This window comes from Aeromonas oralensis (assembly GCF_049665575.1).
In the GTDB taxonomy this organism is placed as follows: domain Bacteria; phylum Pseudomonadota; class Gammaproteobacteria; order Enterobacterales; family Aeromonadaceae; genus Aeromonas; species Aeromonas hydrophila.
Genome location: NZ_CP187186.1, coordinates 399,198 through 422,571, shown reverse-complemented (window position 1 = coordinate 422,571; position 23,374 = coordinate 399,198). Strand labels below are relative to the sequence as shown.

At 63.6% G+C, this 23,374-nt stretch carries 23 protein-coding genes; 17 read left to right on the top strand and 6 right to left on the bottom strand.

Annotation, left to right across the window (positions count from 1 at the left end):
- Positions 1 to 51: 51 nt before the first annotated feature.
- The 9 genes from ACPDZI_RS02090 (at position 52) to ACPDZI_RS02050 (ending at position 10,965) form a co-directional block, all read left to right on the top strand.
- Positions 52 to 2,073, top strand: coding sequence for an exoribonuclease II (locus tag ACPDZI_RS02090; RefSeq protein ID WP_276844609.1), 2,022 nt, complete (start codon positions 52 to 54; stop codon positions 2,071 to 2,073).
- A gap of 187 nt (positions 2,074 to 2,260) precedes the next feature.
- Entirely contained in the window at positions 2,261 to 2,854 is a 594-nt protein-coding gene (locus tag ACPDZI_RS02085) for a TetR/AcrR family transcriptional regulator (protein ID WP_438833924.1), read from the top strand.
- A 21-nt stretch (positions 2,855 to 2,875) separates the two neighbouring features.
- Positions 2,876 to 3,922: a DUF418 domain-containing protein gene (locus ACPDZI_RS02080; RefSeq protein WP_438833923.1), complete on the top strand. Its 1,047-nt coding sequence runs from the start codon at positions 2,876 to 2,878 to the stop codon at positions 3,920 to 3,922.
- A gap of 453 nt (positions 3,923 to 4,375) precedes the next feature.
- Positions 4,376 to 6,298 carry a PTS mannitol transporter subunit IICBA gene (locus tag ACPDZI_RS02075; RefSeq protein WP_016349321.1) on the top strand — a complete coding sequence of 641 codons (1,923 nt, stop codon included), beginning with the start codon at positions 4,376 to 4,378 and terminating at the stop codon, positions 6,296 to 6,298.
- A 37-nt stretch (positions 6,299 to 6,335) separates the two neighbouring features.
- The gene (locus ACPDZI_RS02070; RefSeq protein WP_016349320.1) at positions 6,336 to 7,481 is read left to right on the top strand and encodes a mannitol-1-phosphate 5-dehydrogenase; all 1,146 of its coding nucleotides are present in this window, start codon (positions 6,336 to 6,338) and stop codon (positions 7,479 to 7,481) included.
- 114 nt (positions 7,482 to 7,595) lie between these two features.
- Positions 7,596 to 8,117: an MltR family transcriptional regulator gene (locus ACPDZI_RS02065; RefSeq protein WP_005308438.1), complete on the top strand. Its 522-nt coding sequence runs from the start codon at positions 7,596 to 7,598 to the stop codon at positions 8,115 to 8,117.
- Between the two features lie 176 nt (positions 8,118 to 8,293).
- Complete coding sequence (locus ACPDZI_RS02060; RefSeq protein ID WP_438833922.1) at positions 8,294 to 10,081, top strand: cation:proton antiporter; 1,788 nt, start codon at positions 8,294 to 8,296, stop codon at positions 10,079 to 10,081.
- On the top strand, positions 10,078 to 10,653 hold the full coding sequence (locus ACPDZI_RS02055) for a DNA-J related domain-containing protein (RefSeq protein WP_438833921.1): 576 nt from the start codon (positions 10,078 to 10,080) through the stop codon (positions 10,651 to 10,653). The genes ACPDZI_RS02060 and ACPDZI_RS02055 overlap by 4 nt, the downstream gene beginning before the upstream one ends.
- Before the next feature lie 63 nt (positions 10,654 to 10,716).
- The gene (locus ACPDZI_RS02050) at positions 10,717 to 10,965 is read left to right on the top strand and encodes a hypothetical protein (protein WP_016349316.1); all 249 of its coding nucleotides are present in this window, start codon (positions 10,717 to 10,719) and stop codon (positions 10,963 to 10,965) included.
- A gap of 42 nt (positions 10,966 to 11,007) precedes the next feature.
- Here the strand turns inward: ACPDZI_RS02050 and ACPDZI_RS02045 are convergent, their stop codons facing one another.
- Together ACPDZI_RS02045 and zntB are read right to left on the bottom strand one after the other, a co-directional pair.
- Positions 11,008 to 11,526 carry a mechanosensitive ion channel domain-containing protein gene (locus tag ACPDZI_RS02045; RefSeq protein ID WP_039215075.1) on the bottom strand — a complete coding sequence of 173 codons (519 nt, stop codon included), beginning with the start codon at positions 11,524 to 11,526 and terminating at the stop codon, positions 11,008 to 11,010.
- Between the two features lie 9 nt (positions 11,527 to 11,535).
- Positions 11,536 to 12,528 (bottom strand): zinc transporter ZntB, encoded by a 993-nt coding sequence (gene zntB, locus ACPDZI_RS02040; RefSeq protein ID WP_168967975.1) that lies wholly within the window; start codon positions 12,526 to 12,528, stop codon positions 11,536 to 11,538.
- Between the two features lie 105 nt (positions 12,529 to 12,633).
- Between zntB and ACPDZI_RS02035 the strand changes: the two genes are divergently transcribed.
- The 4 genes from ACPDZI_RS02035 (at position 12,634) to ACPDZI_RS02020 (ending at position 14,673) form a co-directional block, all read left to right on the top strand.
- Positions 12,634 to 13,086, top strand: a complete 453-nt coding sequence (locus tag ACPDZI_RS02035; RefSeq protein WP_011704516.1) for a YaiI/YqxD family protein — start codon at positions 12,634 to 12,636, stop codon at positions 13,084 to 13,086.
- Positions 13,087 to 13,207: 121 nt separating this feature from the next.
- Positions 13,208 to 13,477: a PepSY domain-containing protein gene (locus ACPDZI_RS02030; RefSeq protein WP_011704515.1), complete on the top strand. Its 270-nt coding sequence runs from the start codon at positions 13,208 to 13,210 to the stop codon at positions 13,475 to 13,477.
- Positions 13,478 to 13,525: 48 nt separating this feature from the next.
- Entirely contained in the window at positions 13,526 to 14,080 is a 555-nt protein-coding gene (locus ACPDZI_RS02025) for a cytochrome b/b6 domain-containing protein (RefSeq protein WP_043125554.1), read from the top strand.
- A gap of 92 nt (positions 14,081 to 14,172) precedes the next feature.
- Positions 14,173 to 14,673: a metal-dependent hydrolase gene (locus ACPDZI_RS02020; protein ID WP_039215114.1), complete on the top strand. Its 501-nt coding sequence runs from the start codon at positions 14,173 to 14,175 to the stop codon at positions 14,671 to 14,673.
- 92 nt (positions 14,674 to 14,765) lie between these two features.
- On the opposite strand, the gene ACPDZI_RS02015 is transcribed toward ACPDZI_RS02020, so the two are convergent.
- Entirely contained in the window at positions 14,766 to 15,971 is a 1,206-nt protein-coding gene (locus ACPDZI_RS02015; RefSeq protein WP_016349310.1) for a NupC/NupG family nucleoside CNT transporter, read from the bottom strand.
- A gap of 564 nt (positions 15,972 to 16,535) precedes the next feature.
- Here ACPDZI_RS02015 and dbpA point away from each other — a divergent pair.
- A complete protein-coding gene (dbpA, locus tag ACPDZI_RS02010; RefSeq protein ID WP_011704511.1) occupies positions 16,536 to 17,912 on the top strand; it encodes an ATP-dependent RNA helicase DbpA in 1,377 nt (458 codons plus the stop codon).
- Positions 17,913 to 17,984: 72 nt separating this feature from the next.
- Positions 17,985 to 18,275: a YkgJ family cysteine cluster protein gene (locus ACPDZI_RS02005; RefSeq protein WP_016349308.1), complete on the top strand. Its 291-nt coding sequence runs from the start codon at positions 17,985 to 17,987 to the stop codon at positions 18,273 to 18,275.
- 169 nt (positions 18,276 to 18,444) lie between these two features.
- Here the strand turns inward: ACPDZI_RS02005 and ACPDZI_RS02000 are convergent, their stop codons facing one another.
- Positions 18,445 to 18,840 carry a hypothetical protein gene (locus tag ACPDZI_RS02000; protein WP_146061927.1) on the bottom strand — a complete coding sequence of 132 codons (396 nt, stop codon included), beginning with the start codon at positions 18,838 to 18,840 and terminating at the stop codon, positions 18,445 to 18,447.
- A 273-nt stretch (positions 18,841 to 19,113) separates the two neighbouring features.
- Here ACPDZI_RS02000 and ACPDZI_RS01995 point away from each other — a divergent pair, with 273 nt between their 5' ends.
- Complete coding sequence (locus tag ACPDZI_RS01995) at positions 19,114 to 20,511, top strand: PepSY-associated TM helix domain-containing protein (protein WP_168967971.1); 1,398 nt, start codon at positions 19,114 to 19,116, stop codon at positions 20,509 to 20,511.
- 76 nt (positions 20,512 to 20,587) lie between these two features.
- Here the strand turns inward: ACPDZI_RS01995 and ACPDZI_RS01990 are convergent, their stop codons facing one another.
- Positions 20,588 to 20,803, bottom strand: a complete 216-nt coding sequence (locus ACPDZI_RS01990; RefSeq protein WP_268014277.1) for a DUF6500 family protein — start codon at positions 20,801 to 20,803, stop codon at positions 20,588 to 20,590.
- Positions 20,804 to 20,909: 106 nt separating this feature from the next.
- Positions 20,910 to 21,815: a 1,4-dihydroxy-2-naphthoate polyprenyltransferase gene (locus tag ACPDZI_RS01985; RefSeq protein ID WP_175610276.1), complete on the bottom strand. Its 906-nt coding sequence runs from the start codon at positions 21,813 to 21,815 to the stop codon at positions 20,910 to 20,912.
- Between the two features lie 207 nt (positions 21,816 to 22,022).
- On the opposite strand from ACPDZI_RS01985, the gene ACPDZI_RS01980 reads away from it, so the two are divergent.
- Entirely contained in the window at positions 22,023 to 23,369 is a 1,347-nt protein-coding gene (locus tag ACPDZI_RS01980; protein WP_438833920.1) for an isochorismate synthase, read from the top strand.
- The last annotated feature ends 5 nt before the right edge of the window (positions 23,370 to 23,374 follow it).

The following is a 23,374-nucleotide window of genomic DNA, read 5'->3' as shown; positions in this document are numbered from 1 at the left end:
CGATCCGTCATCAGGTCTCCACCCAGGTTTTCCACTTCAGGTTCCTCACTTATGTTCCAAGACAATCCGCTGCTGGCCCAGCTCAAGCAACAAATCCGCGAAAACATCCCCAAGAAAGAGGGTGTGATCCGCGCCTCCGATCGGGGCTTCGGCTTCCTGGAGGTCGATGAGAAGACCAGCTATTTCGTGCCGCCTCCCTACATGAAGAAGGTGATGCACGGTGACCGGGTGAGCGCCCTGATCCGTACCGAGAAAGAGAAGGAAGTGGCCGAGCCGGATGCCCTGCTGGAGCAGTCCGTCACCCGTTTCGTGGCCCGCGTCAAGATGTTCCGCGACCGCCTCAACGTGGTCGCCGATCACCCGTTGATCAAGGATGCCATCAAGGCCCGCGTCAAGAAGGGGCTGGACGAGAAAGAGTTCAAGGAAGGGGACTGGGTGGTTGCCACCCTCAAGCGTCACGCCCTGGTGGACGGCAACTTCTCTGCCGAGATCACCCAGAAGATCGCCTCGCAGGAAGATCACAACGTGCCCTGGTGGGTGGTGCTGGCGCGCCACAATCTGGCCCAGGTCGAGCCGGCGGATCTGCCGGAGTGGAAGGTGATCGAAGAGGAAGAGCTGCCGCGCACCGATCTGACCGCGACCCCCTTCTTCACCATCGACGGCGCCAAGACCAAGGACATGGACGATGCCCTGGCCATCCGCAAGCTGGACAACGGCTGGGAGCTGCTGGTGGCCATCGCCGACCCGACCGCCTATGTGGCCGAGGGCAGCGAGCTGGACAAGGAAGCCGCCCAGCGCGCCTTCACCGTCTACATGCCAGGCCGCAACGTGCCGATGATCCCGCGCACCCTCTCCGACGAGCTCTGCTCCCTGAAAGAGGGCGAGGAGCGCAACACCCTGTGTGCCCGTCTGCTCATCGCCGAGGACGGCCTGCTGCTGGAGGAGACCGAGTTCTTCGCCGCCCGCATCAGCTCCCACGCCCGCCTCACCTATGACGACGTCTCCGACTGGGCCGAACACGGCAAACAGCTGGATATCGACGCCGGCGTGCTGGCACAGCTGCCGCTGATGAAGGCGATGACCGAGGCGCGCATCAAGTGGCGTACCGAGCATGCCCTGGTGTTCCCGGATCGTCCCGACTACGACTTCGAGCTGGGCGAGAACGGCGAAGTGCTGGCCATTCACGTCGAGCCGCGCCGTATCGCCAACCGCATGGTGGAAGAGTCGATGATCGCCGCCAACATCTGTGCCGGCCGCGTGCTCGGCAAGCAGGTCGGCTACGGCATCTTCAACGTCCATACCGGCTTTGACGAAGAGTCCCTCGACGGCGCCATCGATCTGCTGAAAAGCGCCGAGGCCCCGTTCGAGAAAGAAGAGATCGCCAGCCTGTCCGGCTTCTGTGCCCTGCGCCGCTGGATCGACAACCTCGACACCCGCTGGCTGGACGGCAAGATCCGCCGCTTCCAGAGCTATGCGCTGATGTCCGCCGAGCCGGGCGCCCACTACGGCCTGGGGCTGGATGCCTACGCCACCTGGACCTCACCGATCCGCAAGTACGGCGACATGGTCAACCATCGCCTGCTGAAAGCCGTCATCGCCGGCAAGACCCCGGGTGAGCGCCCGAGCCTGGAGCTCACCGAGCACCTGACCGCCTGCCGCCGCCTGCACCGCATGGTGGAGCGTGACATCGGCGACTGGCTCTATGTCCGCTACCTCAAGGCCGATGCCGGCACCGACAAGGTGTTCAACGCCGAGATCATCGACGTGATGCGTGCCGGCCTCAAGCTGCGTCTGCGCGAGAACGGTGCCGTGGTGTTCATGCCCGCCCGCCATATCCTCGACAACAAGGATCGGCTGGAGTGCAACTGGGACAACGGTCGCGTCTATCTGGACAAGACCGAGGTGGTCTACGAGCTCGGCCAGATCATCGAGGTCAAGCTGACCGAAGCGGTGGAAGAGACCCGCTCCCTCATCGCCAAGCCGGCGGTGGAGCTGGTGCCGGGCCCGGCGCCGGTCGCCCCGGTCAGTGAGGCCGATGCCACGCCTGCCGACGAGGCCCCCAAAGCCGAATAAGCCAGGCTTCCCCACCTTGCAAAAGCCCGCATCCTGCGGGCTTTTTTATTGGACCATGCCGCCCGCCGAGTCCGCCGATCACTTTTTGTACGCCCCGAGCTTGCCAGTTGCTCGTTACGAGCATAGAGTGAATCCACAAATGAACGAACGTTCGCTCATAATGGATTTTCAGGCAAGAGGCATCCCCATGACCACCAACAACCTGCGGCTGGAGCAGCGGCGCGAGCAGATCATCCTGGCGGCGCTCGGCTGCTTTATCGAACGGGGCTTCCACCAGACCGGCATGCGCGACATCGCCGCCGCCGCCGGGGTGAGCCTCGGCAACCTCTACAACCACTTCGCCCGCAAGGAGGAACTGATCGCCCTGATCGCCTCGCTGGAGGCGGCCGAGCTGCAACCTTTGCTGGATGAGCTGGCCCAGGGGCCGGCCAGGGTGGCGCTGGCCCGCTTCGCCGCCGGCTACCTCGCCTGGTCGCTGACCCCGGAGAACCTGCTGCTCGGCACCGAGATCCTGGCCGAGCTGACCCGCCACCCCGAGATGGCTGCTACCTTCGCCAGCAACCAGCGCCAGCTGTGCGATGCCCTGGCGGCGGCGGTGCGCCGTGGCCAGCAGGCGGGGGAGCTGGCTGCACACCTGCAACCGGATCTCACGGCCCAGCTGCTGCTGGACGCACTGGAGGGGCAGGCGGTGCGCCACGCCCTGGCCCTGCATCCAGAGCAGGCACCGGTGGAACAAAGGTTGCCGTCCTTGCTGGACCAGCTGCTCGGTCCGGCCGGCTGATCACCCCAAGGAGTCACCACCATGACGACCCCGCACAATCGACTGGAAGGACTGGATCTGGCCCGCGCCATGGCGCTTATCGGCATGGTGCTGGTGAATTTTCGCATCGCCATGGGGGTGTTGGCGGGGGGGCCGACCTGGCTCAAGCCCCTGCTGGATGCACTGGAGGGGCGCTCCGCCGCCAGCTTCGTGGTGCTGGCCGGCATCGGGCTGGGGCTGTCGACCCGCAAGCTGGCGTGGTCGGCGGCCATGAGCCACACCGCCAGGCGGGCCCTGTTCCTGCTGATCGTGGGGCTGCTCAACTACCTGGTGTTTCCGGCCGACATCATCCACTACTACGCAGTCTACTTCCTGCTGGGAGCCTGCTGTCTCCGGCTTCCCTCCCCCTGGCTACTGGCCCTGATCCCGCTGCTGGCGGCAAGCTTCGTCGGCCTGCTGTTCCTGCTCGATTACGATCGGGGCTGGCAGTGGCACAGCTTCAGCTATCCCGAGTTCTGGACCCTGACCGGCTTCATCCGCAATCTGCTGTTCAACGGCTGGCACCCGGTGGTGCCCTGGCTGGGCTTTCTGCTCTACGGCCTCTGGCTGAGCCGTCAGTCTCTGGCCAATCCGGTCACCCAGCGCTGGCTGCTGGCCGGCGGGGTGAGTGCCATGGCGCTGGCCAAGGGGCTGTCGCTCTGGTTGCCGACCCTCTTGCCGAACCCCGAGCTGGCGCCACTGCTGGCGACCCAGCCCATTCCCCCGGCGCCGCTCTACCTGCTGTTCGGCATGGGTGCGGCCAGCACCCTGATCGCCCTCTGCCTCTGGCTGGGACGCGCCCTGCCCGAGGCCCGCTGGTGGCGAGTGTGGCTGCCGGTCGGCCGGCAGACCCTGACCCTCTATCTGGCTCACATCATGCTCGGCATGGGGGGACTGGAGGCCATCGGCTGGCTGCAGGGGCAGGATCTGCCCGAGGTGGTGCTGGCCGCCAGCCTCTTCGCCCTGGCGGCGTTACTGTTTGCCAATCTCTGGAGTCAGCGCTTCGAGCGAGGCCCGCTGGAGTGGCTGATGCGTCGGCTCTGCGGCTGAAGGGCATCATGAAAAACTGAAAGTGGGTTACAAAATAATTGATTCATTGGTTATTTGAATGTGAATTAAAGTAATTCATCGTCAACACCCTCGCTTTTAAGGTCAGGTGAATTGCTCCAATTGAATACAAATAATAGAAATGAGAGACAGATCACATTGACATCAGGTTTGCGCAAACAGCAAAGGGTGATTCGTGTCACATAAAAACGATGCTGGCGGCAGCAAAGATCGAAATGTAGCCGAAATACAGAGGGTGAATGTGATCGACATCACTATGAAAGGAGGGGGAGGTCGGGGTATTTGAGAGCTGCGTCACAAGACACCCCGTTTTCAGCCTAATTTGATCGCAAGCTGGTAGATTGAAGTTGCTTAGACGACAGGGATGGCGGTTCGGCAAAACCGGCCAGCCCGACTACCACTTTTAATCAAACAGGCTTAAAACGGGGTCCCGACATGTTATCACCGGATACCAAAGTCAAGATACAGAATTTTGGACGCTTCCTGTCCAATATGGTCATGCCCAACATAGGCGCCTTCATCGCCTGGGGCTTTATTACCGCCCTCTTCATCCCCACCGGCTGGCTGCCGAGCGAAACCTTGGCCAAGCTGGTCGGCCCCATGATCACCTACCTGCTCCCGCTGCTGATTGGCTATACCGGCGGCAAGCTGATGGGCGGTGAGCGCGGCGGCGTGGTCGGTGCCATCACCACCATGGGCGTCATCGTGGGGACCGACATTCCCATGTTCATGGGCGCCATGATGGTCGGCCCGCTCGGTGGCTGGGCCATCAAGCGTTTCGACAAGGCGATGGAAGGTCGCGTCAAGAGCGGCTTCGAGATGCTGGTCAACAACTTCTCTGCCGGTCTTATAGGCATGCTGCTGGCAATCCTCGCCTTCTTCGTGATCGGCCCCTTCGTCAAGGTGCTCTCCGGCGTGCTGGCCGGTGGCGTCGGCTTCCTGGTGGACAACAACCTGCTGCCGCTCACCTCCATCTTCGTCGAGCCGGCCAAGATCCTGTTCCTCAACAACGCCATCAACCACGGCATCTTCTCGCCGCTGGGGATCCAGCAGGCGACCGAGCACGGCCGCTCCATCTTCTTCCTGATCGAAGCGAACCCGGGCCCGGGCATGGGCGTGCTGCTGGCCTACATGGTGTTCGGTCGCGGCGCCGCCAAGCAGTCCGCTGCCGGTGCCTCCATCATTCACTTCTTCGGCGGCATCCACGAGATCTACTTCCCGTACGTGCTGATGAATCCGCGCCTCATCCTGGCGGTGATCGCCGGCGGCATGACCGGGGTGTTCACCCTGACCCTGTTCAACGCAGGTCTGGTCTCCCCCGCCTCACCGGGTTCCATCTTCGCCGTGCTGTTGATGACGCCGAAAGCCTCCCTCATCGGGGTGCTGCTCTCCATCGTCGCCTCCACCACCGTCTCCTTCCTGGTCGCCGCCGTGTTCGTGCGTGCCCAGCAGCCGGAAGCCGACGAGGCCGATGCTCTGGGTGAAGCCACTCGCAAGATGAAAGCCATGAAGGGTGCCAAGCCCGAGACCGCAGCGGCCAAGAAGCCGGGCGGTGAACTGATGGCAGTGCGCAACATCGTGGTCGCCTGCGATGCGGGCATGGGCTCCAGCGCCATGGGCGCCGGCCTGCTGCGCAAGCGGGTGCAGGCCGCCGGCCTCGACATCAGCGTCACCAACCGCGCCATCGATCAGCTCGACGATCAGGTGGACTGGGTCATCACCCACAAGGATCTGACCGAGCGGGCCCGTCGCCACGCGCCACACGCCCACCACATCTCGCTCACCAACTTCCTCGACAACGGTCTCTATCAGGAGCTGGTACAGAGTCTGACTCAAGCCGCCAACGATGATGTCGCCAACCCGCAGCTGCTGGTAGCTGCCAACGACGACAGCTACGAGCCGCAGGCCGCCGAAGTGTTCACCCTGAGCCGTCATGATGTGCACCTGGGGCTCAAGGCCGACAACAAGGAGGCCGCCATCCGGGCTGCCGGCAAGCTGCTGGCGGAGCGGGGCTACGTGGCGCCCGACTACGTCAACGCCATGCTGGAGCGCGAACAGCTGGTCTCCACCTACCTCGGCGAATCCATCGCCGTGCCGCACGGCACCATCGCCGCCAAGGAGTTTGTGAAGCGCACCGGCATCGTCATCTGCCAATACCCGGCCGGGGTAGCCTTCGGCGAGGCGGCCGATGAAGTGGCGCGACTGGTGATCGGCATCGCCGCCCGCAACGACGAACACATGCAGGTGATAACCCGCCTGACCAATGCACTGGACGAACCCGGCCTCATCGACCGACTGGCCAGCACTCAGGATCCCCAGGAATTCCTGGATCTGCTGGGTGCCGAACAGGCTGCCTGATCGTCCTTCATCGTCTTTGGTTCAAGAGGTTAATATCATGAAAACATTGCATTTTGGTGCCGGCAACATCGGTCGCGGCTTCATCGGAAAACTGCTGGCTGACGCCAGCCACCAGGTCACTTTCGCCGACGTCAACGAGACCCTGATCGACCAGCTCAACCACCGCCAGGAGTACAAGGTGCACGTGGTGGGAGCGGATCAGAAGCTGGACGTGGTGCGCAACGTGGCGGCGGTGAGCTCTGCCGGCCACGAAGTGATCGCCCGCATCATCACCGCCGATCTGGTCACCACCGCAGTCGGCCCCAACATTCTGGACAAGATTGCCAGCACCCTGGCCAAGGGGCTGCAGGCCCGCTTCGATGCCGGCAACCTGACACCGCTCAACGTCATCGCCTGCGAGAACATGGTGCGCGGCACCAGCCATCTCAAGCAGGAGGTACTCAAGTACCTGCCGGTCGCGTATCATGCCACCCTCGACGCCTGCATCGGCTTCGTCGACTCGGCGGTGGACCGCATCGTTCCGCCGGCGGCTGCCAACGATGATCCGCTGGAAGTGACGGTGGAGAGCTTCAGCGAGTGGATCGTCGACCAGACCCAGTTCAAGGGCGAGCTGCCGCAGGTGGCGGGCATGGAGCCCACCGACAACCTGATGGCCTTCGTCGAGCGCAAGCTGTTCACCCTCAACACCGGCCACATCGTCACCGCCTACCTCGGCAAGCTGAGGGGCTATCGCACCATCCGCGAGGCGATCGAGGATCCGCTGATCCGCAGCAAGGTGCGCCGCGCCATGGAGGAGAGCGGCGCCGTGCTGGTACAACGCTACGGTTTCGACCCGCGTCTGCACGCCGCCTATATCGAGAAGATCCTGGCCCGCTTCGCCAACCCCTATCTGGTGGACGAGATTGACCGGGTCGGCCGTCAGCCGCTGCGCAAGCTGGCGGCGGGGGATCGGCTGGTGAAGCCGTTGCTCGGCACCCTGGAGTACGGCCTGCCCAGCGATCACCTGCAGGAGGGGATCGCCGCGGCGCTGCACTATCGCAACGCCGACGACCCGCAGGCGGTGGAGCTGCAACAGCTGCTGGCGGAGCTGGGTCCGGCCCAGGCTCTGGCTCGCATCACCGGCCTGGCTGCCGACAGCGACATCGTCAGCGCCATCGTCACCCGTTATGGCAATTTGAAGTGACCTGATGAGGCGCCGTCGCCGCCGGCCCACTAAGGCCGGCAACCTAAGCGCCTCATACGATAAAAACCGGGAGAGAGGCCCACTCTCTCCCTGTCAGCTGGACCCAATGCACTTATGACCACACACCAGGAAGATGAAGTACTGGAGCGACTGAACGAGCAAGATGGCCCTCGCGGCTTCTTTCTCGAGGTCGTGACCATCCTGGAAGAGGCGGTCGACTCTCTGATGCGACGCGCGTTCCGTCAGGAGGAGTATGCCGTCAAATACGCCATCGAACCCCTGCTCAACCAGAGCGGTCCTCTCGGCCAGCTGGAGGTGCGCCTCAAGCTCATCTTCGCCCTCGGCCTCATCTCCCTCGAACGCTATCAGGATCTCGAGGCTTACCTGAAGATCCGCGATTTTCTGGTGCGCGACCCCAAGGATTACCGCTTCAGCGACAAGCCGATCCGCGATCTGCTGGCACGCCTGCACGGCGTCAGCCAGGGCGGCATGATGCCGCAGGAGGCCCCCGCCAATGAGGAGGACTGGCCCTTCTACCAGATGCAGCTGAACCGGCTCGATCAGGTGGTGCGCTCGGCGCTGGTGCTGGCGGTGGCCGACTGCGTCACCGAACTCCACAAAGAGAGCCCCATCTAATCCAGCTGGTGGCCGCAGCCAGCGGCCACACCCCGCCCCTCTCCCGCGGCCATGCCCCCGTGACGCCCGCTGTCGCGTGATCCGCTTACCCCCTTGTTCCCGCCGCCGGCTGGTGTCAATCTGACCATCTTCCCCACTACACTTCCTCCAGGTTCATCGCCTTAATCGAGGTCTGCATGATTGCTCTCTCCCTGGCCGGGATCGCCCTGGTCTCCGTGCTGGCCCAGTGGCTGGCCTGGTCGCTGCGGGTGCCCGCCATCCTGTTTCTGCTGCTCACCGGCCTGCTGCTTGGCCCGGTCAGCGGCCTGCTCGACCCCGATGCCCTGCTCGGCGACCTGCTGTTTCCGCTGGTCTCCCTGTCGGTCGCCATCATCCTGTTCGAGGGGGCGCTCACCCTGCACCTGGCCGAGCTAAAAGGGATCGGCAAGGTGGTGCGCAACCTCTGCTCGGTGGGCATGCTGGCCAGCTTCGCCGTCATCGGCAGCGCCGGTTACTTCCTGCTGGGACTGGACTGGCGGGTCGCCATGGTGCTCGGCGCCGTACTGGTGGTGACCGGCCCCACCGTGGTCGCCCCCATGCTCAACGTGATCCGCCCGACCCGGGAGGTAGACCGCATCCTGCGCTGGGAGGGGATCGTCATCGATCCCATCGGCGCCCTGTTTGCGGTGCTGGTGTTCGAGGCGGTGCGCCTCGGCAGTCAGGGAGATCTCATCGGTCACACCCTGCTGGCGCTGGCCAAGACGGTGGGGGTGGGCTCGCTCATCGGGGTCGGCGCCGGCTGGCTCACCACCCTGCTGATCCGCAAGGACTGGCTGCCGGTCAGCCTGCACAAGTTCGGGGTGCTGGCGCTGGTGCTGGTCACCTTCAGCCTCTCCAACTGGCTCAGCCACGAATCCGGCCTGCTGGCGGTCACCGTGTTCGGCATCTGGCTCGCCAATCAGGAGGGGCTGGATCTGGAGGAGGTGCTGGCCTTCAAGGAGGATCTCGCCGTCATACTCATCTCCTCCCTGTTCATCCTGCTGGCGGCCCGCCTCGATCTGGCCCAGCTCTGGCAGCTCGGCCCCATGGTGCTGGCACTGCTGTGCGTGGTGCAGTTCGTGGCGCGCCCGCTCTGCATCCTGGTCTCCACCTGGGGATCCGATCTATCCTGGCGAGCCCGCGCCCTGCTCGGCTGGATTGCACCGCGCGGCATCGTCGCGGCGGCGGTCAGCGCCTCCTTCGCCATCAGCCTGCACCAGGCCGGCATTCCCGATGCCGACAAGCTGGTGCCGCTGGTGTTTGCGGTGATCATCTCCACCGTGGTGCTGCAGAGCCTCACCTCGGCACCGCTGGCCGGTCTGCTCAAGATGCGCCAGAGCGCCCCCAACACCTGGCTCATCATCGGGGCCAACTCGGTGGCGCGGGCCATCGGCCGGGCCCTGGCGGATCAGGGGCTGCCGGTCCAGCTCTGCGATCCAGCCTGGGAGTTCTGCCGTCAGGCACGGATGAGCAACCTGCCCTGCTACTTCGGCAACCCGCAATCCGAACACGCCGAGCTGCACCTGCCGCTCACCAGCATCAGCACAGTGCTGGCGCTCTCCCCCAACCGCCACAACAACGCCCTCGGCGTGCTGCACTTCGCCCACCTCTACGGCGAGGAGAAGGTCTACTCCCTGCGCTCCAGCGATCAGCACGGCAAGGCCAATCGGGAGAGTGCCACCTTTCGCGCCCGCCAGAACCTGTTCGGTCCCGACATCAACTACGCCCGGCTGAGCGGCCTGCTGAGCCGGGGCGGCCAGATCAAGGCGACCCGCCTGAGCGAGGCGTTCGACTGGGCCCAGTACCAGGAGGCCAACCCGGGCGCCATCCCGCTGTTCGTGCTGGACGGCAAGGGGCGGACCCGCATCGTCACCGGCCCCGTCGAACCGCTGGCCGGGGAGCTGCTGATCGCCCTGCAGCCACCGAAGGAGACGGCCGCCCCATGAGCGAGACCCGCCCCAACCCGCTGCTGGCTCCATTGCTGACATTGCTGCGGCAGGCAAGCGGCAGCTACAAGGTGCACGAGCTGCTGGCCGAGCTGCGCCGCCAGGAGGCCATCCCGCCTCTGCCGGGGGATGAGCAGTTGCAGCTGTTTCGCCTCAACTTCCTCATCATGAACGCCCTCTACCAGTTGCAGGCCGAGCTTCATGGTGAAGGGTGGTGGCTGGTGATCAGCACCCTGGATATCCGGCTCGAACCGCTCACTACCCGCGAGGCAGCAAGCGCCCTCGCCCGGGGCGAGGCACTGCGCAGTTACTACCTCGACTGGCAGGTGTTCTGGCAGACCGACCGGGAGGAGGTGGAGGCGCTGCTCGGCAGCTTCTGGCGGGCCTGTGAACGGGATGAACACAGGGCCGAGGCGCTGACCCTGTTCGCCCTGCCGGCCGGGGCACAGCCCGATGCCATCCGCCGCCGCTGGCGGGAGCTGGCGCTGCAACACCACCCGGATCGCGGGGGCGATGCCGACACCTTCATCCGCCTGCGCTGGGCCTGGGAGCACCTCAAATCGGCCAAATGAGCCGGCCGACCCCGACCGCAGCCACTAGACTTGAAGTGGCATCAAGCGTCACGGGAGGATGTCATGACAGTCAGCGAACTTCGCCAGCTCTATCAGCAGCAAGCCTTCAAGGAAGCCGAGATCCTGCAGGACGCCATCCTGCCCGGCTGGATCGTGGAGTTCAGGGGTCAGGACGGCAGGCTGTACGAGATGACCGACACCCTGGGCTGCCCCCGCTACTTCGGCTCGGTCGAGGAGGCCCGCCAGCACGTGCACCTGGTGGCGGATTGCCCGATCCAGGTCGAGCACCTATACCGCTTCTTCGAACGCTGAGGGATCGGCAGGCTCAAAAAAGGCTCCCGTGGGAGCCTTTTCTCATTCCGGTTGCAGGGGGTCCGCCCCCTTGCCCTCCAGCCGCCTGACCGGCTTTTGCAGGATCAGGTTGGCCGGATAGGTGACCAGATCGCCGTTGTCATCGCGCACCCGCACGTAGAAGAGGCCGATCTCGGTGATGACCCCGGTGACCGAATCATCCTTGTCGAGGATCCGGATCCGGTCGCCAATCTTGTAGGGAAAGGCGAAGAAGATGGTGATGCTGGCGGTGATGTTGGAGAGGATCGACCACTGCGCCACCATGGCGACGCCCAGCACCGCGAAGAAGGAGGAGGCCAGCACCACCAGCCGCGAGAAGTCGAGCCCCCAGACCCCGGCCAGGATCAGCAGGGTGGCGCAGCCGAGCAGGAAGTGGAACACGTGCTCCACGTAGAGCACCCGGTTCTCGCTCACCTGCCGGGTCTGGGCCAGCGCCAGCAGGCTCTTGTGAATGAGCCCGCGAATAAGGGTGTGGCCCAGCAGCAACAGCAGGGTCACGCCAAAAGATTCCCATGTCGTCATGTCTGCTCCTTACCACCAGCGCCGATGTTTCAGCCAGACCGCCAGCCCGGTCGCCAGCGCCACCAGGGAGCCACAGAAGATCCAGAAGGCGGTCGGACTCTCGGCCCCGGGAATGCCCCCCAGGTTGATGCCGAACAGGCCGGTCAGGAAGCTGGCGGGCAGGAACAGCAGCGCCATCACCGACATCTGGTAGGCGCGGCGGTTGGTCGCCTCCGCCATCAGGTTGTTGATCTCGTCCGCCAGCACGGCGGTACGCGCTACCCCGGCATCCAGATCGTCCAGCCAGCGCCGCAGTCGGTCGGCGATGTCCAGCAGACGCCGGCGGTCATCTTCATCCAGCCAGCTGATCTTCTCGTTGGCGAGGCGCGCCACCAGATCCCGCTGCGGCGAGAGGTAGCGGCGGATCATGATGAGCTGCTTGCGGATCAGCGCCAGCCGGCCGTTGGCAGGCAGGTCGCGCATCAGCACCATCTCCTCCAGATCCAGGATCTGATCGTGCAGCTCTTCGACGAACTCCCCAGCCCGGTCGGTCAGGGCGTCGCAAATCTCCACCAGCCAGTCGGCCGGGGTATCGGCTCCGCCCCCCAGCTTGAGCTGGTTGAACACGTCCTGTTCCGACAGCAGCGGCCGGCGCCGGCTGCTGATGATGAGATCCGGGGTGATGTAGATGCGCAGCGCCACCATCTCTTCCGGTCTGTGGTCCTTGTTGTGGTTGATGCCGCGCAGGATCAGCAGCACCGTCTCCCCCATTCGGACCAGCTTGGGGCGATTGCTCTGGCCGAGCAGCGACTCGCGCGCCGCATCATTGAGCAGCGGGGTCTGCAGCAGCCAGCGCGCCGCCTCCGGATTGCCGTAGTCCAGATGCAGCCAGCCCGGCTGCTTGGCCGGTATCTCGCTGCCCACCACCAGTGGCTGCATGCCACCCCTGCCATCCAGGGTCAGGCCATAAATTACGTCACTGGGCACCCGATCCATCTGCTCGTCCTTTTCGCTCATGTTCATCGGCCCAGCTTACACCAAAGCCGGGCCCGACTCAGCCCCGGGGCAGCCGCCCCGCGCCGACCGTGTTAAGATGCGCCACTCGTTTCAGACACAGGAAGCCCTGCCATGCCCATCTGGGTCGATGCCGATGCCTGCCCAATTCCGGTCAAAGAGATCCTTTACCGCGCCGCCCACCGTGCCCAGGTGGTGACCACGCTAGTGGCCAATCAGGGGCTGCGGGTGCCCCCTTCCCCCTTCATCAAGACCCAGCAGGTGGAGAAGGGCTTCGATGTGGCAGATCATGTCATCGCCCAGCAGGTCAAACCCGGCGATCTGGTGATCACCGGCGACATTCCGCTCGCCTCCTGGGTGATCGATGCCGGCGGCGAGGCGCTCAATCCCCGCGGCGAGATCTACACCCGCGAGACCATCAAGGCGCGGCTCGGCATGCGCAACTTCATGGAGGAGCTGCGCTCGGCCGGGGTGCAGACCGGCGGCCCGGCCCCCCTCAACGCGGCCGACAAGCAGCGCTTCGCCAACGCCCTCGACAAGTGGCTCATCCGGGGCAAGCTGAGTTGATTGCCCCCTCCCCGGCCGGCTGCCGGGGAGACCCATTCATTTCCCTTTTCGCTTAATTCTTTCTTAAGGCTGGTGAACTAACCTTGTGGCTGTTGACCCAACCACCCGCAAGGAGCAAGCAATGAAACTGACCCCCCTGTTGTTACTGATCCCCCTGTTGAGCGGCGCAGCCCTGGCCGATCCCCAATGTACCCAGGCCGACAAGAGCAAGTGGATGAGCGAAGCCGACGCCCAGCAGCAGATCAAGGCGATGGGCTACGACATCAAGAAGTTCAAGGTCACCAAGACCAACTGCTACGAGATTTACGGTTGGGACAAAGAGAAGCGCAAGGTCGAGATCTACTTCGACCCGACCGACCTGAAGAAAGTGAAAGAAGAGATCGACGAATAATCCGGCCATGGGCCGGTCTCCTGCCGGCCCTTTCTATGGAGCCACGCCATGACAACCTCTGAAGTGAAAGTCTGGGATCCCCTTATCCGGGTGTTTCACTGGGCCACCGTCACCCTCTGCCTGCTCAACTTCTTCGTGCTGGAAGAGGGCAGCAAGCCCCACAAATATGCCGGCTACGCAGTGGGCATCCTGCTGATCATCCGCCTGCTGTGGGGTTTGGTCGGACCCCATTACGCCCGCTTCGGCCAGTGGTGGCCGACCCCGGCCCGGGTTCGCTACTACCTGCGTCAGCTGGCCCAGGGCCGTCACCCCTACTACCTCGGCCACAACCCGGTCGGCGCCCTGATGATCTGGCTGCTGCTGCTGTCGCTGGTCGGCACCGTGGTCACCGGCTGGCTCACCACCTGGGATGCCTTCTGGGGCGAAGACTGGCTGGAGGAGTTGCACGGCATCATTGCCAACACCCTGATGGCCGCCGTCGGTGTCCATGCGGCCGTGGTGATCCTGACCGATCGCCTCACCCGCAGCGACCTGGTGCGCGCCATGGTGCTGGGCAAAAAACGGGTGCCCGCCGACGCCAAGGTGGAAGATCCGCGCAGTTAATGACCGGGCTGCCCCTCGGGCCCCGGTTTTTTGCTGCAATGGCCCGCGACACTGGTAAGATGCGCCGCCATTTTCCCCATGTCGTAGCCATCATGACCGCCCAAGGGCACCTGCTCTTCTCCGTTACCTGCACCCTGCTCGCCCACAAACTCCAGCTGACGCCGGCCCTGGCCGACGCCAGCCTGTGGCACACCATTCCTGCTGCACTGGCCAGCGCCCTGCTGCCGGACCTCGACCACCCCAAGTCGGTGCTGGGGCAACGCCTGCCCTGGATTTCCAAACCCTTGTCGCGGCTGTTCGGCCATCGCGGCTTCACCCACAGCCTGCTGGCGGTGGCCGCCGCCATCTGGGGACTGGATCAGAGCCTGGCTCCCGCCCTGCTGCCCACCGGCGTCAAGGATGCCCTTATCATCGGCTACCTCAGCCACCTGCTGGGAGACTGGCTCACCCCGGCCGGCATTCCGCTGCTGTGGCCCAGCAAGCGCCGCTACCGGCTGCCGGGCTGGCCGCTCAAAAGCGGCGGCGCCGTCGAGACCGGCTTTTGCACTCTCACCCTGCTGGCCGCCGGTTACTGGGCTCACTGGCCAGGCTAGCGGTCCGTCAGGCCAGCTAGCGCCTGCTGTTGCCCCAAAAAACAAACCCCTGCCGAGGCAGGGGTTTGTCATGGTGAGAGCGGGTGGCTGTATTACAGCATCACACCGGCAATCACGGCGGAAAGCAGGCTCACCAGGGTGGAGCCGTACACCAGCTTCAGACCGAAGCGGGAGACCATGTTGCCCTTCTCTTCGTTCAGCGCCTTCACCGCACCGGCGATGATGCCGATGGAGCTGAAGTTGGCGAACGACACCATGAAGATGGAGAGGATGCCGATGGTGCGCGGAGAGAGCTGGGCTGCGATCTTGCCCAGATCCATCATGGCCACGAATTCGTTGGTCACCAGCTTGGTCGCCATGATGGAGCCGGCTTGCAGCGCCTCACCACTCGGGATACCCAGGATCCAGGCGATCGGGTAGAAGAGGTAGCCCATGACGAACTGGAAGTTGACGCCGAATGCCATCTCGAACAGGTAGTTGATGAGGGCAATCAGGGCGATGAAGCCGACCAGCATGGCACCCACGATGACCGCCACGGTGAAACCGGCCATGATGTACTCGCCCAGCATCTCGAAGAAGTTCTCTTTCTTCGGGCTGTGGTGCTCGTCACCTTCGGCCAGCGCCTTGGCGTCGGTCACGGTGTTGTCCGGCTCGTAGGGGTTGATCAGCGACAGCACTATGAAGGTGCTGAACATGTTGAGCACCAGCGCGGCCACCACGTAGCGCGGCTCGATCAGCTGCATGTAGGCACCGACGATGGACATGGAGACGGTGGACATGGCAGTAGCAGCCAGGGTGTACATCTGCTTCTCGTTCAGGTGCGGCAGGATGTTCTTGAGCGCGATGAAGTTCTCGGACTGGCCGACGATCATGGAGCTGATGGCGTTGAAGGACTCCAGCTTGCCCATGCCGTTGATCTTGGCCAGCACGGTACCGATGCCGCGGATCACCAGCGGCAGCAGACGGATGTACTGCAGGATACCGATCAGCACGGAGATGAAGACGATGGGCATCAGTACCATCAGGAAGAAGGAGAAGGCCCCTTCATTGACCAGGCCACCGAACACGAAGTCGGTACCCTGTTTGGCAAACTCCATCAACTTGGTGAAGCCGGCCGCGAAGCCACCCACCACCGCCAGACCCACTTCGGAGTTCAGCATGAACCAGGCCAGCGCCAGTTCGACCACCAGCAGTTGGCCGATATAACGCAGTTTGATCTGTTTCCAGTTGTGGCGGTTGGCCAGCAAAGCAAGAGCGAGGACCATCACGAGTCCGAGCACAAAGTGAACGTATTCCATACCAGTAGCACCTGAGTAATTTGTAATTTTTTGACCGGCGCCATCATAGACATTTGCATATTTAAAAATCAGATAGCCATCACAATCTGCGGTAAAAATATGCATGTTGGATAATACAAACGTTTTTAAATTAATTAAACGCTCACACAAGCATCTAATCGTTGTTCAATAAACATAAAAACCATTAATAAACAGCAAGTTAAAAATAAACCACTCCATCTGAAAGGGCTATTTTCACAGCTTTCTCACATTTATTTAAAACCTGGCGAATGGCGTCATAGCGGTGAGGTTAAATTTACGGCGAATTTATTTAATCAAATCAAAATGACAAACGTTTATCTTATTTGCGATGAATAGCCCGGCTTCTTTCAGCTAATTCCCGAAAGGCAGTGGGGTATTTTCAGGCAAGCCGGATAACATACCTCCACCGTTTTCCCCCGGCCGCAGCCTCGCCACCGTCGCCGTCCAGTCGTTCAAAAATCCGCCACACCCGGCAGCGCTTTCTGGTACAATGCGCGCCCTTGCGCACGGCGCAGCCCGTTTTCTCCGATATAGAGTCTTTTTGTGAACAACGAATTTAGCAGCCTGAACCTCTCCCCCGCCCTGCAGGACAACCTCGCCAGCCTGGGTTATCTGCAGATGACCCCGATCCAGGCCCAGAGTCTGCCCCTGGTACTCGATGGTAAAGACCTGATCGCCAAGGCAAAAACCGGCAGCGGCAAGACCGCGGCCTTCGGCCTCGGCCTGCTTGCCAACCTCGATGTCAACCGGCTCGAGGTGCAGGCGCTGGTGCTCTGTCCGACTCGCGAGCTGGCCGATCAGGTTGCCACCGAGATCCGCCGTCTTGCCCGTACCCTGCCCAACGTCAAGCTGGTCACCCTGTGCGGCGGCACCCCGACCGCACCGCAATCCGCCACCTTGAGCTTTGGCGCCCACATCGCCGTCGGCACCCCGGGCCGGATCCTCAAGCACCTGGAGCAGGGCACCCTCGAGCTGGACGGCCTCAAGACGCTGGTGCTGGACGAAGCGGATCGCATGCTGGACATGGGCTTTGGCGAAGACATCAACCGGGTCATCAGCCACGCCCCGCGCGACCGCCAGACCCTGCTGTTCTCCGCCACCTATCCGGAGGGGATCGCCCAGATGAGCCGCGGCGTGCAGCGCAACCCGGTCGAGGTGAGCGTGGAGTCCCTGCACGAAGACAGCGCCATCGAGCAGAAGCTGTATGAAGTGCCGGCCGGCCAGCGCCTCGACGCCCTCGGCTGGTTGCTCAGCCACTATCAGCCGAGCTCCTGCGTGGTGTTCTGCAACACCAAGCGCGCCTGCAACGACGTGGCCGACCACCTGGCCGCCAAGGGCTTTTCGGCGCTGGCGCTGAACGGCGACCTGGAGCAGCGTGAGCGGGATCAGGTGCTGGTACGCTTCGCCAACGGCAGCGCCACCATCCTGGTGGCCACCGACGTGGCCGCCCGCGGTCTCGACATCAAGGAGCTGGGCGCCGTCATCAACTACGAGCTGACCTACGACCCCGAAGTGCACGTGCACCGGATCGGCCGTACCGGCCGCGCCGGCCAGCAGGGCCTGGCCCTGAGCCTCTACCAGCCGAACGAGGCCCAGCGCGTCAACTTCATCGAGGAGTACCAGCAGGCCCCCATTCCCCAGGGCGACCTGGCCGGGATCGGCCGCGACATCAAGCCGATCGCACCGCAGATGGTGACCCTCTCCATCGATGCGGGCCGCAAGAGCAAGGTGCGCGCCGGTGACATCCTCGGCGCTCTGACTGGCGAAGGCGGCATTGCCGGGGCCGATGTGGGCAAGATCCAGATTTCCGAGCAGTACTCCTACGTGGCGGTGAAGCGCCAGGTGGCGAGCGCCGCCCTCAAACGGCTGCAGGAAGGCAAGATCAAGGGGCGCAGCTACCGCGCTCGCAAGCTGGGCTAAGGTTCACGACACAGGCGCCGGTTCGGCGCCTGTTTCATATTTATCCGTGCCCATGAGAACAAGGCAGATGCCATGACCCAGACAACCCGACCCGAAGTGAGCTGCCAGAACTGCGAAGCCTGCTGCTGCCGCCTCGAGGTGATGCTGTTTACCGATACCGGCGTACCGGATCGCTATGTGGAAGAGCGGGAAGGTGAAGTGCCGGTGATGCACCGGCTGGAAGATGGCTGGTGCGCGGCGCTCGACCGCAACACCATGATGTGCCGCATCTACGAAGTTCGTCCCCTGATATGCCGTGAATTTGAAATGGGCGAGCCCGACTGCGTTGACGAGCGGGACAAGTGGTTTATCAAGCTCAACTGACCGATGGGCGAGCACTCGATCGCACTCCCGGGATGATGTGCCCATCCATGAAGTACGTCCCTTGATATGCCGTGAATTTGAAATGGGTGAGCCGGACTGTATCGACGAGCGGGACAAGTGGTTTATCAAGCTCAATTGAGCTGCGGGTAATGATCAGCCTGCAGTGCAGTCAGACCAGCCCCGCCAGTTGCCGTTCCAGCCACTGCAGTGCCTCGTCGGTCTGCTCGAAGTAGCGGACGCCCTGAAACGGCAAACCGCTGAACACCTGATCCGCCAGATACTGCTTGAAGCTGCCCGCCAGCACCACCGCCAGAAAGGCGCAACCGTTGCTGGCGCACCAGCCGAACTGGCGGCGAAAGCGGGCCAGCACCTCGGGGCCCGCCGCCTCGAACTCGGTCGCCACTTCGACGATCCCCCAGGGCGCGTCGCGCAGGCTGGCGATCTGCTGGCTGAACTGGGACTCATAGGCCATGGCCCCCGCCAGATTGAAAGGGCCGCTCGGTCGGCAGATCAGCACCTGACCTCGTCGCTGCATCTCGAAATGGCCGTGTGGTTGCAACTTCACCTCTGCCTCCTTCCCTGGATTCTTCGTAGTGCAAGCACCCTTTAATGTTGCCACAAGGTAAGGATTTATCTGCAAAAAGTCCATTCCGCCAGGCGCGAACCTGGATGGAGTGCGTCACCGGTTGACCCACTGGCGGCCTGCTCAGCACGCCTTTGTCCGTCGCATCGACCAGCCCTCATGTTCTGTTGCAGTTAACAAAACGTTGCTGCTATCATCCGCGCGCCACCAACATTCCACCAACTGAAACGTTAACTCACGACGCAAGGAACAGAGATGAAAAATCGGGACGCGAACCACTATCAGCGCATCTGGCGCTGGCACTTCTATGCGGGTCTCTTCGTCGCCCCCTTCCTGATCCTGCTCTCGCTGACCGGGATCGTCTATCTGTTCAAGCCCCAGCTCGACAACCTGATGTATCCCGAGCTGATGAAGGTCGCCCCCGTCAGCCAGCCGCTCAGCGCCGATCAGCTGCTGGTCAAGGCGATGGCCGTCATGCCGGATGCCAGCCTGAGCAAGTACTTGCCACCGGTCAGCCCGGAGGCTAGCGCCCAGTTCATCGTCCGCCAGGGCGGTAGCGAGCTGACCCTGTTCCTCGATCCCGCCAGTGGCGCCCTGCTTGGCACCATGGACAACAAGTGGAATCTGCAGGCGGTGGCGCGCGCCCTGCACGCCGATCTGCTGCTCGGCACCAGCGGGGATCGGCTGATCGAGCTGGCCGCCGGCTGGGGCATAGTGCTGCTCATCAGCGGGCTCTATCTCTGGTGGCCACGCAAGGGGCCAGGGGTCGGCGGCATCCTGTGGCCGCGCTGGAGCCAGCGCGGGCGGCTCTGGTGGCGTGACCTGCACGCCGTGGTCGGTTTCTGGGGCGCCGGTTTCCTGCTGCTGCTGCTCTTGAGCGGCATGACCTGGACCGGTTTCTGGGGCGATCAGTTTGCCGCCGTCTGGAACCGCTTCCCGGCCGCCATGTGGAACGAGGTACCCAAGTCGGCGCCCCTGGCGCGCAGTCTCAACCATGCCCATCAACAGACAGTCCCCTGGGCGGTCGAGAACACCCCCATCCCCAGCTCGGCCGAGCCCAAGGCCCACGACCACAGCGCCATGGGTCACGGCGGCGAGCATGACGGCATGGTGATGGCGGAGCACCGCATCCCGCTGCAGCAGGTGGTCGACATCGCAACCGCGCGCCAAGTTACACCGGGCTACAGCATCACACCGCCTGCTGGTGAAACCGGCGTCTATACCATCGCCATCTTTGCCGATGATCCGCGCAACGATGCCACCCTGCACATCGATCAATACAGTGGCAAGGTGCTGGCCGACGTGCGCTGGCAAGACTACGGCCCGGTCGCCAAGACGGTGGAAACCGGCGTCATGCTGCACATGGGCAAGCTCTACGGCTGGCCGCACCAGCTGGCCATGCTGCTCATCTGCCTGCTGGTGTTGCTGAGCTCGGTGAGCGGGCTCTGGATCTGGTGGAGCCGTCGTCCCAGTGGTCGCCTCGCCGCCCCGCCATTGCCGGCCAGCCTGCCGCCCATGCGCGGCGCCATTGCCCTGCTGATCCTGCTCGGTATCTGCTTCCCGCTGGTGGGCGGCTCCATGCTGGTGATCTGGCTGCTGGACAGCCTGCTCTTCGCCCGCCGTCGAGCACCCCGGCTGGCACGGGTCAGCTAGTCGACGGCCCGTGCCGCACCACATTGCTACTCAAGGAGGGCTCCCACACGGGAGCCCTCCTGCTTTCAGCGCGCCTTTACGCTTGCTCCACCAGCTGGAGGATCTTCGTCGCCTTCTCGAAGTGATCGAGGCGCTGGGTCTGGATCCACCAGGTCGCAGCCTCCATCAGCAACTCGGGGTCATCGTTGCGGTTGGCAAAAAACGCATAGAAGGAGACGCCGACCGCCTCCCCCTTCTGCGCGATTTTCTGATGGCACACCTGAATGATTTTCTGTTTGAGCGAGTCGCGCATGGCGGCGTTCCGGCCTGATGAGTGATTGGCCGACCAGCATACCCCAACCAACAAAAAGGGCTCCCGTCCGGGAGCCCTTTTGCCTTGCCGATCACATGGCACTCAGTCAGGAGAGCGCCAGCCCGATGGAGAGCAGCAGGCTGTAGAGGAAGGCGCTGATGGCGGTCTTCTTGAGCGCTCCGGTCAGCACCTCGCCATCGAAACTCTGGCGCAGGGTCTTGGCGGCATCGCTGAGCGGTTTCATGGCAGGCAGGAAGATCCAGGGCCAGAAACTGGCGGGCTGGGTCAGCAGGAAGGCGATGGTAGTCAGCAACGCAGCCCCCAGCAGTACCCAGTGGTAGGCAATGGCCCGGTTGCGACCGAGCCGCACCGCCAGGGTGATCTTGCCGCTGACCGCGTCGGTCTCGATGTCGCGCACGTTGTTGATGTTGAGCACCGCGGTGGCCAGCAGGCCGCAGGCGGTGGCCGGCAGCAGCAGATCCCACTGCAGGGTCTTGGTGAACAGGTAGTAGGAGCCGAGCACTCCCAGCAGGCCGAAGAACAGGAACACCGAGATGTCGCCGAAGCCGCGATAGCCGTAAGGAGTCTTGCCCACCGTGTAGGTGATGGCGGCCACGATGGCGGCGCCGCCGAGCAGCACGAAGGTGAGGATCTGCAGCCACTGATCGCCAAAAGCGCAGCCCAGCAGGGCGAGGCCGCTGACCACCGCGGCCAGCGCGGTCAGCGCCATGGCCACGCACATCTGCCGGCGGGTGATGAGGCCGGAAACCACGGCACGCTGGGGGCCGATCCGTTCGCCATTGTCCGCCCCGGATACCGCATCCCCATAATCGTTGGCCAGATTGGAGAGGATCTGCAGCAGAATGGCGGTCAGCAGGGAGAGCGCCATGATGGTGCCGTCGAAGGCACCGCGGCTGGCCGCAAGCCCGGAACCCAGCAAAATGGAGGAGCACGCCAGCGGCAACGTTCGCAAACGCGCCGCCAGCAACCAAATAGATAAGGTATTTGTCATATTGTGATGGCCAAACAATCAGATATTGATCGTGTTAAGGGTTATCGAACCGGATTTCGGTATACTTGGCCCCTCGGGAGGCAGCTCCCCGGGCGATTTACATGGACGAATGGGCAGATAATATATAGGAATAATCGCTCCTTTGGCATAAACCAACGGCATCCTTCTGCAGGATGGACCGTCACTATCGGCTCATAGACGAAATCCATGTTGGCTCAGACCCATATCAAGCAACAACTGGACGCCCTGCGTCACGGCAATGCCTGCGGCTTCGTGCGGCTGCGCGTGGCAATCGAGGTCGGCTCCTTTCTGGGCTGGCTCGCGGCGCAGACCCTCTATCCCCGTATCTATTGGCATGCCAGAGGACAAGAGCGTCCCGAATACGTGGCGCTGGGTTGTCTGCGCGAGCTGAGCGAGCCCCAGGCGATCCGCCAGGTCTGCGAACAGACCAGCCAGCCCCATGACGACAGCCCCCGCTACTATGGCGGACTGGCGTTCGACCCCACCCAGCACGGCTGGCAGGGGTTCGGCCCCTGCCGCTTCGTGCTGCCCCGCATCGAGCTGGTGCGCCGTGGCGAGTGCGTCACCCTCTGCCTCAACCTCTGGTTGCCGGAGCAGACCGACAGCGACGCCTTCGAGGCCGAACTGCAGGCCGCCGCCGCCGCCCTCGACGCCCTTCGGCCGGAGGCGCCTCTGGCGCCACTGACCCGTCATTCATGGCAGCGGGAAGATTGCCCGAGCCAGCCGCAGTGGCAGACCCTGGTCGAGCAGGTCACCGCCCCCGACTTCCAGGCTCACACCCCCAAGGTGGTGCTGTCGCGCCAGAGCCGGCTCACCCATGACGGTGCGACGCGCACGGCCGACCCGCAGGCCGTCGCCCCCTGGTCGCTGCTGGCCAGCTGGGCACAGCACGGCCAGGACTGCTTTCACTTCGGCTTCCAGTTTTCACCCGAGCAGAGCTTCATCGCCTGTTCACCCGAGCGGCTCTATCGCCGCGAACAGCAGCACCTCTTCACCGAGGCGCTGGCGGGCACCATTCGCCGCTCCGGCGACGAGGCGACCGATGCGGCACTGGCCGCCGAGCTGCTGGCCGACAGCAAGAACCGGCTGGAAAACCGGCTGGTGCACGCCGACATCCTCAGCCGGCTGGCGCCGCTCACCACAGATGCCACCCTGACCGAGCCGCGCATTCTCAAACTGCGGCTACTGCAGCACCTCAAGTGCGACATCGAGGCCGAGCTCAAGCCCGGCGTCTGCGACTGGCAACTGCTGGAGGCGCTGCACCCCACCCCCGCGGTGGGCGGTGCCCCGCGCGAGGCGGCGCTGGCTTTCATCCGCGAGCGCGAGCCCTATGATCGCGGCTGGTATGCCGGCGCCTGCGGCATGCTGAGCCGGGAGACCTCGGAGTTCTCGGTCGCCATCCGCAGCGCCCGCATCACGGCGCAGGCCATAACCCTGTTTGCCGGCGCCGGTATCGTCGCGGGTTCCGAGCCTGCCGCCGAGTGGGCCGAACTCGACAACAAGATCGCCAACGTGCTCTCCCTGCTGGGATAGCGTTT

What these genes read in the sequence shown, in the direction of transcription:
- ACPDZI_RS02090 (WP_276844609.1), top strand. Translation starts at nt 52, where the DNA reads ATGTTCCAAGACAATCCGCTGCTGGCCCAGCTCAAGCAACAAATCCGC.
- ACPDZI_RS02085 (WP_438833924.1), top strand. Translation starts at nt 2,261, where the DNA reads ATGACCACCAACAACCTGCGGCTGGAGCAGCGGCGCGAGCAGATCATC.
- ACPDZI_RS02080 (WP_438833923.1), top strand. Translation starts at nt 2,876, where the DNA reads ATGACGACCCCGCACAATCGACTGGAAGGACTGGATCTGGCCCGCGCC.
- ACPDZI_RS02075 (WP_016349321.1), top strand. Translation starts at nt 4,376, where the DNA reads ATGTTATCACCGGATACCAAAGTCAAGATACAGAATTTTGGACGCTTC.
- ACPDZI_RS02070 (WP_016349320.1), top strand. Translation starts at nt 6,336, where the DNA reads ATGAAAACATTGCATTTTGGTGCCGGCAACATCGGTCGCGGCTTCATC.
- ACPDZI_RS02065 (WP_005308438.1), top strand. Translation starts at nt 7,596, where the DNA reads ATGACCACACACCAGGAAGATGAAGTACTGGAGCGACTGAACGAGCAA.
- ACPDZI_RS02060 (WP_438833922.1), top strand. Translation starts at nt 8,294, where the DNA reads ATGATTGCTCTCTCCCTGGCCGGGATCGCCCTGGTCTCCGTGCTGGCC.
- ACPDZI_RS02055 (WP_438833921.1), top strand. Translation starts at nt 10,078, where the DNA reads ATGAGCGAGACCCGCCCCAACCCGCTGCTGGCTCCATTGCTGACATTG.
- ACPDZI_RS02050 (WP_016349316.1), top strand. Translation starts at nt 10,717, where the DNA reads ATGACAGTCAGCGAACTTCGCCAGCTCTATCAGCAGCAAGCCTTCAAG.
- ACPDZI_RS02045 (WP_039215075.1), bottom strand. Translation starts at nt 11,526, where the DNA reads ATGACGACATGGGAATCTTTTGGCGTGACCCTGCTGTTGCTGCTGGGC.
- zntB (WP_168967975.1), bottom strand. Translation starts at nt 12,528, where the DNA reads ATGAACATGAGCGAAAAGGACGAGCAGATGGATCGGGTGCCCAGTGAC.
- ACPDZI_RS02035 (WP_011704516.1), top strand. Translation starts at nt 12,634, where the DNA reads ATGCCCATCTGGGTCGATGCCGATGCCTGCCCAATTCCGGTCAAAGAG.
- ACPDZI_RS02030 (WP_011704515.1), top strand. Translation starts at nt 13,208, where the DNA reads ATGAAACTGACCCCCCTGTTGTTACTGATCCCCCTGTTGAGCGGCGCA.
- ACPDZI_RS02025 (WP_043125554.1), top strand. Translation starts at nt 13,526, where the DNA reads ATGACAACCTCTGAAGTGAAAGTCTGGGATCCCCTTATCCGGGTGTTT.
- ACPDZI_RS02020 (WP_039215114.1), top strand. Translation starts at nt 14,173, where the DNA reads ATGACCGCCCAAGGGCACCTGCTCTTCTCCGTTACCTGCACCCTGCTC.
- ACPDZI_RS02015 (WP_016349310.1), bottom strand. Translation starts at nt 15,971, where the DNA reads ATGGAATACGTTCACTTTGTGCTCGGACTCGTGATGGTCCTCGCTCTT.
- ACPDZI_RS02005 (WP_016349308.1), top strand. Translation starts at nt 17,985, where the DNA reads ATGACCCAGACAACCCGACCCGAAGTGAGCTGCCAGAACTGCGAAGCC.
- ACPDZI_RS01995 (WP_168967971.1), top strand. Translation starts at nt 19,114, where the DNA reads ATGAAAAATCGGGACGCGAACCACTATCAGCGCATCTGGCGCTGGCAC.
- ACPDZI_RS01990 (WP_268014277.1), bottom strand. Translation starts at nt 20,803, where the DNA reads ATGCGCGACTCGCTCAAACAGAAAATCATTCAGGTGTGCCATCAGAAA.
- ACPDZI_RS01985 (WP_175610276.1), bottom strand. Translation starts at nt 21,815, where the DNA reads ATGACAAATACCTTATCTATTTGGTTGCTGGCGGCGCGTTTGCGAACG.
- ACPDZI_RS01980 (WP_438833920.1), top strand. Translation starts at nt 22,023, where the DNA reads ATGTTGGCTCAGACCCATATCAAGCAACAACTGGACGCCCTGCGTCAC.